Annotated in this window: 8 protein-coding genes; 5 read left to right on the top strand and 3 right to left on the bottom strand. The window is 44.0% G+C overall.

Annotated elements, in window-relative coordinates:
• Positions 1-19 precede the first annotated feature (19 nt).
• Positions 20-1,236 (top strand): IS3 family transposase gene (locus tag BG55_RS02415; RefSeq protein WP_152542550.1). Its coding sequence is split into 2 segments (ribosomal slippage): positions 20-364 and positions 367-1,236, totalling 1,215 coding nucleotides; the frame shifts between segments, so codons are not numbered across the junction.
• Positions 1,237-1,676: 440 nt separating this feature from the next.
• On the opposite strand, the gene BG55_RS02405 is transcribed toward BG55_RS02415, so the two are convergent.
• From BG55_RS02405 to BG55_RS02395, 3 genes are read right to left on the bottom strand one after another with little or no spacing between them, the layout of a single operon-like run.
• Positions 1,677-3,827: a peptidase domain-containing ABC transporter gene (locus tag BG55_RS02405; protein ID WP_034933993.1), complete on the bottom strand. Its 2,151-nt coding sequence runs from the start codon at positions 3,825-3,827 to the stop codon at positions 1,677-1,679.
• A gap of 30 nt (positions 3,828-3,857) precedes the next feature.
• Positions 3,858-5,117 carry an HlyD family secretion protein gene (locus BG55_RS02400; RefSeq protein ID WP_034933991.1) on the bottom strand — a complete coding sequence of 420 codons (1,260 nt, stop codon included), beginning with the start codon at positions 5,115-5,117 and terminating at the stop codon, positions 3,858-3,860.
• Positions 5,118-5,140: 23 nt separating this feature from the next.
• The gene (locus BG55_RS02395; RefSeq protein WP_052018654.1) at positions 5,141-6,457 is read right to left on the bottom strand and encodes a TolC family outer membrane protein; all 1,317 of its coding nucleotides are present in this window, start codon (positions 6,455-6,457) and stop codon (positions 5,141-5,143) included.
• Positions 6,458-8,417: 1,960 nt separating this feature from the next.
• Here BG55_RS02395 and BG55_RS02390 point away from each other — a divergent pair.
• The 4 genes from BG55_RS02390 (at position 8,418) to BG55_RS02375 (ending at position 12,411) form a co-directional block, all read left to right on the top strand.
• Positions 8,418-9,008 (top strand): cyclic nucleotide-binding domain-containing protein, encoded by a 591-nt coding sequence (locus BG55_RS02390; protein WP_034934001.1) that lies wholly within the window; start codon positions 8,418-8,420, stop codon positions 9,006-9,008.
• 784 nt (positions 9,009-9,792) lie between these two features.
• On the top strand, positions 9,793-10,818 hold the full coding sequence (locus BG55_RS02385; RefSeq protein WP_034933989.1) for a zinc-dependent alcohol dehydrogenase: 1,026 nt from the start codon (positions 9,793-9,795) through the stop codon (positions 10,816-10,818).
• Positions 10,819-10,842: 24 nt separating this feature from the next.
• Positions 10,843-11,529, top strand: coding sequence for a FadR/GntR family transcriptional regulator (locus BG55_RS02380; protein ID WP_052018653.1), 687 nt, complete (start codon positions 10,843-10,845; stop codon positions 11,527-11,529).
• Between the two features lie 216 nt (positions 11,530-11,745).
• On the top strand, positions 11,746-12,411 hold the full coding sequence (locus BG55_RS02375) for an MFS transporter (RefSeq protein WP_052018652.1): 666 nt from the start codon (positions 11,746-11,748) through the stop codon (positions 12,409-12,411).
• Positions 12,412-12,484: the final 73 nt, after the last annotated feature.

Raw genomic sequence — 12,484 nt, 5'->3', positions numbered from 1 at the left:
CGATTCTGAGGAGAATGTGATGAAGCAATATGTTAAACGTACACAACGCGACTACTCTCTGTCCTTTAAACTGGCCGTCGTTGAGCAGGTTGAAAAAGGTGAGATGACTTATCGTCAGGCTCAGGAGCGCTACGGTATCCAGGGGTGCTCCACCGTTCTGAAGTGGCTGCGTAAATATGGCCAGCTGGACTGGCACTCTTCAAAGCAGCGCAGCGCACGTGGAGGACTCATGAAAAAATCCCTTCCCCTTACGCCTGAACAACGAATCAAAGAGCTTGAGCAGCAGCTGGCTGAATCCGAAGTGAAGGCGCAGTTCTTTGAGGCCGTCGTGAAGGTCATGAACACTGAGTTCGGTGCCACGCTGACAAAAAAGCAGTTAGCTTCGTTATCGCGCAGGCAAAAACACCCGGACTGACCATCGTCAGGGTCTGCCGGTTTTTAAAAATAAGCCGTCAGGCCTGGTATCAGGGGTGTCAGCGCGTGCAACGTAAGTCAGAGCAGGCCTGCCGCATTACTGAGGAAGTGAAAAACCTCAGGATGCAGCAACCGCGCCTGGGCACGCGCAAGCTGCACCATATCCTTAACTGTCGGGATGCACCTGAACTGCATATCGGGCGGGACAGCCTGTTTACCGTACTCCGGGAGGCCGGGCTGCGGGTACGTCCGGCCAGGGCTTATCATAAAACAACCCACAGCCATCATCGCTTTTATAAGCATCCAAACCTGCTGAAAGACGGGCCGGGGCGGACCGTCATCTCCGGCCCGGAGCAGGTTTGGGTGGCGGACATTACCTGGCTTCCGGTCAGAACCGGCACGGCTTACGTGAGCCTGGTAACCGACGCATTCTCACGGAAAATAGTGGGTTACCATGTGCATGAAAGTCTTCATACAGAGCACGTGGTGAAGGCGCTACAGATGGCACTGAAAAACCGGCATGGCAGGACACCGCTGATCCATCACTCCGATCGCGGCATACAGTACTGCTCAGCGATGTACCAGTCGGTGCATGAAAGACACGGGCTAATCTGCTCAATGACGGATGGGTATGACTGTTATCAGAACGCCATTGCGGAGAGGGTCAACGGAATACTGAAAAACGAGCTGCTGATAACGCGCCCGGCAGACATCGTTCAGGCAGAAATAATGGTGGCGGAGTCGGTAAGAATCTACAATAGCCAGCGACCGCATCTGTCGCTGAAATATAAAACGCCAGATGCAGTACATCAGGCGTTTTGAGGGCGTAAAGTGTCAACCTATGCCAGGACTAGTCACATACCTCATCCATAAATTCTTGCTGAGCGATGATATTACCCTGTTGCTTAATCAGCATTAACAGACACCGACTGGCCGGTGAATTAAGAGTAACATAAACATTCTTTTCATTAAGCTTTGTTAATCTGTTGCTCAGTGGGCAAAATTGCAAAAAATCATTGATGATATAATGGTTATTCATAATTTCTCTGGCTTTATATTTATTCCTGGTGCTTTAAAGAGTAACCTTAATGCATATTATTTGTAAATATAATAAATATGAAAATGCTTTTATAAAATAGAAGATAACAAGTTTTTTATTAAAGGCCAAAATAAGATTTCAGGTTAAAAAATATCAAAGAATAACAATCAGGAGGATCATCTTCTAAGCCACCTGATTGTTGATTTTTTATTCAGTGAAGGTATTAGTTCAATATCATCGTTGGGCGTTGTTGAAACAGGAGCTCTTTATCTATCTGGCGAATTTCGCCTTTATCAAGACAGATTACTCTGTCTGCGCTCATGATGGTTTCCGGGCGATGGGCAATAATAACGCGTGTCACGTTCATGCTGGCAATAGCGTTATTAATAGCACTCTCTCTTTCAACATCTAAGTGACTGGTGGCTTCATCAAGAATTAACAGCTGTGGCTGACGGTAGAGTGCTCTGGCCAGCAATACACGCTGAATCTGACCGCCAGAGAGAGATGAACCCATATCACCTACCAGACTGTTGTAACCCATTGGCATGGCCATAATGTCCTCATGTACCCGGGCAATTTGAGCCACTTCCATCGCCCGTGCTTCATCGTAGATCGCGTCAAAAAAGCAGATGTTATCCATGATTGATCCGGCAAATAAAATATCATCCTGCATCACGCTGCCAATTCGATTGCGGTAGTACTTCATTCCCAGCCGGGTGATATCGATACCGTTGATACAGATTTCGCCACTCTCCGGACGAAGAAGTCCTAACAGGAGTTTCGCCAGTGTGGTCTTCCCCTGACCGGAAGGGCCAATTATGGCAACAGATTCGCCAGGCTGAATGGTAAGGCTGGTGTTTTTGAGGATAAAAGGCTCAGTTTCAGCGTAACGAAAATCAATGTTATGAATCTCTACGGAACAGGCTGCGGTCTGGTCTTCAAGTTGCACCTGGTTTTCGGTGTATTCTTCGCTTTCAGTCAGCACAATATCTGCCAGACGTTCACCATGCAGCCGTAACATAGTGAACTCAATTATGGCATCCACCAGGCCGGTGGTTCGCGAGATAAACTGATCGGAGAAACTGATAAAGGCGACCAGCATACCGCCGGTAAAGTTGCCATCCAGCACCTGAATAGCTGCCAACCAGACCAGGACAATCCGGCTGATGCCTGATGCCAGCCCCTGTAATACGCTGAATAAAATCGATAATCTTTGAATCTGTATGCCCTTATTGGTCACCTGAACCAGTTCTGCGGCATAACTTGATACCCGGATTTCTGCTTTGTTATTAAGTTTTACTGCCTGCATCCCGCGAATGGATTCCAGTAGTTGCGATTGAGCCTTGGCGCCCGCAATTAACTGGTCTTCATTGGCCTGACGAAATGGGCGGAAGGAGACGGCGCGTAACAGGGTATAAATGGCAACGGTAACCAGAACAATTAAAGTCAGCGTCATGTTATAGCAAAACAGGACAATCAGGGTGACGATAGCCATTATCCCGTCAAGAACAGAGCTGATAAAACGGGTAGTGAGCGTGTTCTGGATAGTGGAAATAGAGCCAAATCGCGAGACGATATCACCTATGTGTCGTTCCTGAAAATAAGTCATCGGCAACCCCAGCAGGTGCGTACAGACATTGGTTGACCACTGCACGCTGAGCAGGCTGGAAAACCATGTCGTCACCCAGGAGCGTAGCGCTGAAATAGCGGTTCTGAGAACCACCACGCAAAGGAAAGTACAACTCAAAAGCGTCAGTAATTCCCTGTCGGCGGAAACCAGCACCTGGTCCATCACCCACTGCATATAAAAAGGGGAGAGCAAACCGAAGATTTCCAGCGCGATGGAGAGCGCCATCACCTGAGCAAAGGCGGCTCCTATGCCGGACACTCCGCCAATCAGCTTCAGCATCGACAGGCTTGTTTTTTCGGTTTTTGCTTCAAAATGACTGTTGGGGTGAAGCTCTAACGCCACGCCGGTAAATGAATCAGAAACCTGGTCGAGCGGAATTTCACATTTTCCTCTGGCGGGATCGTGCAGAGTTATCGATTTTTTCGTAACTTTTTTCAGCACCACAAAGTGGTTCATATCCCAGTGCAGAATACAAGGCAGCTGCAACTTATCCAGTTCATCCAGTTCCAGCCGTAATGCGCGACCAGAAAGGCCTAAATTGTTGGCGATTACCATCACATCAGCCAGCGTCGCCCCTTTCTGCGAGGTATTATGTGAGCGGCGCAGGGTAATCATGTCGGTTTTGTGGCCATAATAACCGGCTATCATCCCGACGCAGGTCAGTCCGCATTCTGCGGCCTGGGTCTGATGCAGTACAGGCAGTTTTTTCCGCCACGAGAATTGTAAGTCTTCTAATATTTTCATAGTAATTAAGCCCGGAATAAAATAAACAGGTTAAACAGACGTCTGGCGACCTAATGCATACAAAGGCTCAAGCACCCATTCGTATACACGACGTTTATCGATAATGAAGTCTGCTTCCAGAGCCCCTCCCGGCTGGAGTTTTTCCTCCTTGCCGTAGGCGCGAACAAACTGATGATCAAGTTTGACGCGAACCTGATAGAACGACTCCTGGACCTGCATATCTCCGGTAATATGAGAAACTTCCTGCGGCGAGAGTGAAACGCGGGAAACATCAGTAACAATGCCAAACTGCGGCCCGAATTTCTGTGAAGGGTAGGCTTCATACCGCAGCACCACCCGCTGACCCGGTTTGATAAACCCAATAGCCCGGCTGCTCAGCATAATACGTGCCTGTAATTCTGCGTTTTCCGGCAACAGTGAAGCGACTGACTGCCCGGAAGAGACTATCTGTCCGGGTTTTACCAGTACCGACCCAACAATGGCGTCCTCTGGTGCCTCCAGTCTGACAGAACGACGCGATTCATTTTCCACCAGCGATTGTTGTACTGTGGCGAGCTGTCGTTCTATCTCATTTTTTTTACTTTGAAAATTAGCGGGTTGTTCCCGCAGCTGCTGGTCTGTCTGGGTTAACTGTTGTTGCACATCAACCCGCTGTCGATCGGCTTCAAGAAGCCGCGCTTCAGCATCCAGCAGCGCGGATTGTTGCTGTTCAACCTGGGTTGCAGATGCAAAGCCTTTTTCACGCATCAGCTGTAATTTATTTACCTGATTACGTGCCAGGTTAACCTGAAGAACACGCTGATTTTTCATGCGTTTAAGTTGATCGGCTTGCTGTAACAGCAGGACCTTTTTTTCTTCGAGTCCTCTGAGTGTTTCATGATTCAAAATATTGAGATTTTTGCGCTCAAGCTCCAGTCCCGCTTTTTGCTGTTCCAGCTGTTGCGCAATCATTACGCGTGTCAGCCCAAGTTGTGTGGCAATTTCGGAAGAGACGGTGGCTAAAATATCCCCTTTTTTTACTCTCTGGCCTTCCACCATATTAATATCGGTGATGGTGCCGCTGTTGACCGCCATGATGTTCATCATCCCCTGAACGGGGCGCAGTGAACCTTTAGCTGTTTCCCTTTTGGTGTAACTGCCAAAAATACAAAACAAGACCACAATTATCGTGACAAAGATGACCAGTGATATATGAACCCATCGCCAGGGGGGGCAATAAAGGGCCACCTTGCCCACGGCTTTGGACCGATTAGCTTCCAGCGCTTCATCCCTGAATAATTTATCGCTCATAGGCTTAATTACCTTACCTTTAACTAATGACAGACATAATTATTCAATGTTGAATAATCCAAATCGCCCGTTGAGGCATCTAACTGTATTTTCTGTTGCAGGAAATTATTTTCTGCTTCGGTCCGGTCCTGTATGGCACGAAATAAATCCTTCTCAGCATCAAACTGATCAAGCAACGTTCTCAGACCCACTTCGGTTCCATAAATTGTCGAGTCGAGTTTCTTTCTCGAAGAAGATTGCAGCCGTGTGTAAGCCTGAATTTTTTCCAGACTGTTTTTCATGCCCAGCCATGAAATTCTGGCGTCCTGCGCAACTTTACGTCTGGCATCCTCTACCAGAAGAACGTTCTGATTACGGCGACTTGCTGCCTCAAAACTTTGCGACAACATTTTTCCCCCGGCAAAAATAGGCACTGAAACATTGACGCCAATGTATGTATTACGGGTTTTTGATGTGGTACCAAAGACTTCATCCAGCAGATTGCCATCTTCTGCTCGGCTCCAGTTATTACCATATATAGCTTGCAGTGATACCACCGGAAGATGGGCCGCAGTGGTTGCAGTCACATCAGCTTTTGCTTCTTCCAGGTGATGAATGGCAGCAATAACATTGAAATTTTTCTGTGTGGCACGTTGTACTGCGGAGTCGATTTTCTCGTTTACCGGATGAAAGAGACATTGCAGATCCCCTTCTTTTATTTCATCGGCTGCCAGTCCGGTAAGGCGGTTAAAATCAATCCCAGCCTGATTGAGATCGTTTTCCGCAGATAACATCTCTGCTATTGAGCGGTCATAACTGGCTTTGGCTTCATCAATATCCAGTTGGGTACCATCACCAATGGCAAGTCCCTGTCTGGCTTTGTTTAACTGAAACTGATAGGCCCTTGACTCCTGTTGCGATGTATCCAGCTTTTTACGGGCAAAAAGTACAGAAAAATAGGCTTTAGCCACAGCCTGAATCAGTTTCTGTTGAGCCAACATAAAGGTAGCGTCAGCTGCGTTGGCCGTTGCTTTCGCCCGCTGCCAGTTGGCATAGCGGCTGAGATCAAAAATCGGTTGCTGGAGATTCAGGCTGTAGTTATGACGTTTGATACCAGCGGCATAGGAAGCGCCGGGTTGATCCTGTTTGTACCAGGTACCATTAAGCGTGATCTCTGGTAGCAGGCCGGCAAAACCCTGATAGCGTTTCTGACCTTCTGCGTCATGCAATTCAACAGCGGCCTGATATTCACTATCCCAATGACTTGCAGCCAGTACTGACTGCTGAAGATTGACTGCCTGAGCACTGTTAACAAAAAAACAGGCTATCACCGAATATAATACGAAAATTTCTATTTTCATGGGGTTAACATGTTCCATGGAAATAATATTTGGAGGAAAAAAAACCTGAGCTAACAAGATTTTCATTACTGATATATCTACATTTTTTTATTTCATGAATACAGACAAGTACGAGACTTTTTTTGACAATGACGCTGTGTGACGATTTTAATAATGTGTATTCACATTCCGGATTAATCGGAAATTCCAGAGGGCGCATTCCCGATTTTTCTTTGGGGATGACAGTGGAAATGAGTGGGGTCCCTGACGATTTAGATTGTTTTACATCTGAAAAAGTACAATGTTTTTCATTGCTTATATTATCCACAGAGAGGTTGTTACCCATTGAGATGGATAACATCTTTTCTGTTCCAGAAATTATGCCTGGCTTATGCTTTGTTTCCATAAATATCACCGAGTTGATGTTCGCTCTTCACGTGATGACAACAGGATGTGCTGTGAAGATATATCCGTATTTAGCATGAGGTTGAATTCTGCGAGCGTAAAGATACTCTTTTTTTATCTCATTGAACAGATACTAATTGATGATTAATCTATTATCGCTATCTCTTGTAGTCCTATTTTTTTTGTTTTTTTGCTGTATTTGAATGCGGATGTTATAAAAAACAATATAACAGGAATCTGCCGCCTGAAATTTTTTATTATTTCCTGAATGTTTTCTGTTTACATTATCATTGCGGCGCGATGATTATTAAAAAATGGAGATTTTGATAATATCACCCCCGATGTTTTCTTATAATCATTTGTGCCAAAAAATAACTACTGCAAAGTGTTTTCACTATGAATAAATCACCCGATTAAGTTAATGTTGCTGAACGCAAGCGATTAGTCTGGCTTCAATTTAACACTGGTGTATGACTGGCTGTCATTACGTGTTGTTGTTTTTTTCTTAACATATATGAACTGAGCAGAGTGATAAAGTTGCTCTGTTGGTTACACCCGGTGTTATCTTGCTTACTCATGCTTTATGTTTAAATGAATTTTGTAAATTCATCATCTTCAGTGAGTGCATGTGAGGCTAATTTGTTGAATTTTCTTTTATTTTATTGTTTTTTTCTTCATTATTGTATTTTGGTTTATTTCTTTCATTTATTGTTTCTTATTTATAGCATAATGGTTTTTATTCATGCTGATTCCGTTTTGGGGTTTATTTGGAGTGCGTGTTAATCTAATGTGTTGGTAAGGTTTATTTAAGATTGGATTAAATAATTCATAAAAAATAATGTCGTAATCATGTGCTGTTTAATTTCTTATGTAATATTTTTTGTGTAGTTAAGGGCCGGATAGCAGAGGATAAACAGAGTTTTCCTGGTATAATAAGGAATTTCCTGGCTTCAGGAGCTAACGTGGTTTTTTTTATAAAAAAAGTCTGAATAATCAACAGGTATTTTATTTTAAATTAACAAATTACCATGACCGTTGCATCAATGATTATGAGATGGCTCTACGGAAAATTAATAACAATTAGTGTAAAATGAGTGTGGGAATTTTTATTTTAACTGAGGCAAAGGGCCTGATAAATGGCATACTAAGCGTAATATTGTTGTAGTTCATAGCCTTTTATTGGCGTTTTCGCTGTTGGAGTTAAATGTTAATTTATATTTAACTTTCCAATAGTAGCCGAAAATATAACAGCGACAACTTAATTGTCGCTTTAGCCTATATACAAACACATAACACCAGGGGCTTTCTATGAGATTAATCTTGTCGGGATATAAAAATAACTCGCAATTTAGTATACATATAAGGCATATCACCGTTTTTTTCTGACCAGGTAAGGTCGCTGGCGATCGTTACAGCCAGAGAATGCTTTGGCACACAGCCAAAGGTTCTTTCTGCATCGTGCCGGAATACCCGGATGATTACTTAAGCCAGACCTGAAGTCTGGGGACGGCAAAAGCTAATCATGCAATGGTGTCTGGTCGTATACGATTGTAGGTCTAATACAGTTGGAAAGTATATGTTTAGCGCTCTTAAAAGTAGTGAACTAATAATTAATTCAATCTTGTCTGATGCGGAAAACTCTGAACCTGATGAGATATCCAGAGGCAAGCGCAGATATAAATTTTATAAAAATGATTCCCGTGTCGTATATCTTCTTTTAGAGGGTGACTTTTGTCTTAAGATAAAAGGGAACAATAAGATACTGAGTATTTTGTCAGCTCCCTATATCATCGGTTTCATACCTTCGTCGCAGGAGGTGCCGTTGTATCTGGAACGAGTTGACTATGGGAAAATAAAACATATTGATTATGATTCCTTCTGGAAATTTGTAAACGAAAAGAAGATGGTTGATGAGGTTATGAATATCATGTCGGCACAATATACCGATCTGATGAATGTGATTTCACTGAACAAAAGCACCTCTTCTGAGGAAGTCAGAGCGCTGGTACAGCGCTGGCAAAAAATTCCTCAACATTTGCAGAAAAGATTTTCAGTGATGTATTTGATCGAAAATAGTTCTGACTTATCCAAAAGCTCAATCAGCCGCGTACTGAAGGAGATGAAGGAGAGTGGTGAAATATCACTGGACAGAGGGCGTTTTGATTAGACAGCTTGCCATAACTGAGACAATTGCAGGGGGTGTCTGCCAGTAAGGAGGCTGCTCAGCCAATTGCCTCATGGTGTTGTAATTTTACCGTTTTTGTTTATGGCGTCAGGTCTGTTATAAAGATTGCAGGGACTTGCTCTGGTCGCAGTCTTCTTTAAGAACTGCATAAGTCATGCTTTATTGCTGTGTTAAGCACAACAGAGTGGTCGAACGTTTTCCTCGACGCCGTGATATCTTTCCAGTGAAACGATTTCCTGATGCCTCAACTGGCCTGTAAGTTTCTGCACAACATGCGCCGGTTTTTTCATCTGACCTTGCGGGTTCTGATTCGTCGGTTAAAAGCCTGTGACATCGACTAAATTTTAATGAATCAAACTGCTACCGTCAGACTACCTTTCCGTGATTTTTATTCAGGAAATGAAATATTTTCTGCCTTCCCTAATCTGTCAATACTCTCCTTATGTGATGTTTTTTTAAAACGATTTTTTCATTTCTGAAAATTACCTTTGTGTTTTTGCCATTGTTTATTTTTAAGTGGCATCTTTGTAAAGATGTTATCGACAAACCTCACATAATAGCAATCAGGCTGAAAATATATTCGTAATTTCGTAACCTTATGAAGTTAAGCTTATTTTCTTTTATTTTGTGATTTCATCTGCATTTTTCTTAGTGAAGAATTTATTTTAAATGATGATGGCTGTTAACTGAAAATGTGGTCAGGCCAGAAGGCCACATATTAATAATATCGTCCTGTAAAAATGGAAATATTTACAGAGGTTAAGGTATGAATACAGACTGCGTGGTATTGCAGGCTCCTGACAGAGTGGGTATCCGTCAAAAGTCTTTGGGGGAGCCAGGCGATAATGAGGCGCTGATAGCAGTTGAAGCCGCAGGTATTTGTGGTTCAGACATTGGCGCATACAGAGGGACAAATCCTCTGGTGACCTATCCCAGGATATTGGGACATGAGATAGTGGGACGTATTCTGAGTATTAACAATAATGCGAAGAATCTCAGCCCGGGCGATCGGGTTATTGTTGACCCTTACATCTGGTGTGGTAAATGCTATCCCTGCATAATTGGTCGCCCAAACTGTTGTGAAAATTTAAAGGTAATTGGCGTGCATATTGATGGTGGTATGCGTGAGCGGTTTGTTCATCCTGCTCATTTGCTGCATAAATTGCCGGAAGATATACCGCTTTCTACAGCACCTCTGGCTGAACCGTTGACCATCGCTTTGCATGCGTTGCATCGCACGGAGGTAAAAGCGGGAGAGCATGTGGTTATTATTGGTGCCGGTGCTATCGGCCTGATGGCCGCAATGGTGGCAATACATTACGGGGCAACGCCTGTGCTGATTGATATTGTTCAGAAAAGACTCGATCATGCTTCTCAGAACGGTATCCCACACACAATTAATCCAGCCAGCACGGCTGTTATCGAACAAATCCGCGAGATTACCAGAGGACGAATGGCTGAGGTGGTCATTGAAGCTTCAGGGGCCAATAGTGCCATTCGTTCCATGCTGGATTATGTCTCTTTTGCCGGTCGCATCGCGCTTACAGGGTGGCCCAAAGAAGAGACATTATTGCCCACTAACCTGATTACTTTTAAAGAGACAGATATTCGTGGCTCCCGTACCAGCGCCAATGAGTTTGTGGAAGCGATTGAACTGCTTTCTTCAGGTATTATTCCTGCTGCATCGGTTCTCAGTAAGGTTATTACCATGCATGAAATTCCTGAATTAATCGCAGAATTATCAGACTTCCCGGACAGGTATCTGAAGGTGAATGCTGTTTTTTCACAATGACTGTTTTCATACAGGATATTCCCAATGTATTCAGCTTATGAAGTGAAAAAAGAACGTTTGTATCAAAAAGCAGCAAATATCTTAATCGGTCTGATCCGGCAGGGGCGTTATCAACCAGGAGAGTCGTTACCTGCTGAACGTGAAATGTCGAAGTTACTTAATATTGGCCGTTCGACTTTGCGTGAGGCATTAATTGTTCTGGAGCTTTCAGGTTGGGTGGAGATTCGCTCTGGCAGTGGTATTTATGTTTGCGAAATGCAGGGTCGTGAGAGTCTGACTCTGCCTTCATACGAGTATTCTCCCCATCATGTTATGCAGGCCCGTCAGGCTGTGGAGTGTGAGCTTGTCACTATTGTGGCCAGTTCTCATACTGACAAAGACGTTGACATATTGAATATGTTGGTTGAAGAGATGGATTTTTGTATCCGCGAAAACCGTGTGGCTGATTTTTATCGCTCAGACAGAAAATTTCATTTATCACTCGGGGAAATTTCCGCAAATAATATTCTTAGTGAAATGAATGAAATAGTCTGGAATCGTCGGGTTAATATTCCTTATTTAAATCTCGATGAACCAGATTCCAGCCTGGAAGAACTCATGCTTTTTAATGATGATCACAAAAAAATTGTGCAAGCCATCAGGGAAGGCAATGGACATAATGCAAGGAGCGCTATGGTTAATCATCTCGAAAGAATAACTCACTTTATCTGATTGCTTACTCACCTTTATCAGCAGGGTCTTTCCTGCCAGCGTGATTATTACCACTGATCTGGAGAATCAGTGCCTGAAATCAGACGGTATAAACGTCATCCGTTACTTCTGATTGCGGCTTATCTCCAGGCTGGGAAATAAAATCCGGGTGGGCTGACTCGTCAATATAATCATAAAACAATGCCTTCAGGGTGATTGTTTATCAATGGTGAATATATGAAAGAGCGTGACAACGATGCCGAAAAAAAACGCGACAGGTCCATGTGGATAATTACTGTTCTCGCAGGGATGGCTTCTTATCTCGATGCCGGGTTAATTGTTTCTATAGGAATAAGCCTGGCATTATGGGAAACACATTATCAGGCCACTGCTCTGGTTATTGGTTCTGTCTCTGCGGTTTCTACCGCCTGTATTGCGATTGGCGCCCTGATCGGAGGACGGCTCGCCGATATTTTTGGGCGAACAAGGGTATTCAGTATTACGGTGTTTATGTATTCGGTTGGCGTGTTCTGTATTGTTTTTGCTGAAAGTATTTCTTTTCTCTTTGTCGGAATTATTATCAGCGGAATTTCTGCGGGCGCTGACCTGCCTACTTCACTGTCAATTATTTCGGAGCGTGCCCCAAAGGGAAAGCAGGGAAAATTTATTGCATTCACTCAGGTGATGTGGAGTGTGGGTATTCTGGGCGTAACGGCTATTGGTTTTGCCGTGGCTTCACTGGGCGTATATGGCCTGAAAATACTCTGGCTCCATCTGGCCGTGCTGGGCACTCTGACCTGGCTGCTCCGCTGTTTTTATAAACCCATCAGAGAAATTGAAAAACAACTTCCCGTGGAAAAAGAACCAGACAATGCGTCAGGCCTAAATAGCTGCGCGGAATAGTAGATCACTTTAAGGGAACTCAGCCCGGATTGTGCGATCTGATCAATCGCCAAATCAAAACAAATCACCAACC

Source organism: Erwinia mallotivora (genome assembly GCF_000590885.1).
Classification (GTDB): domain Bacteria; phylum Pseudomonadota; class Gammaproteobacteria; order Enterobacterales; family Enterobacteriaceae; genus Erwinia; species Erwinia mallotivora.
This window is presented reverse-complemented; position numbering and strand designations above follow the sequence as displayed.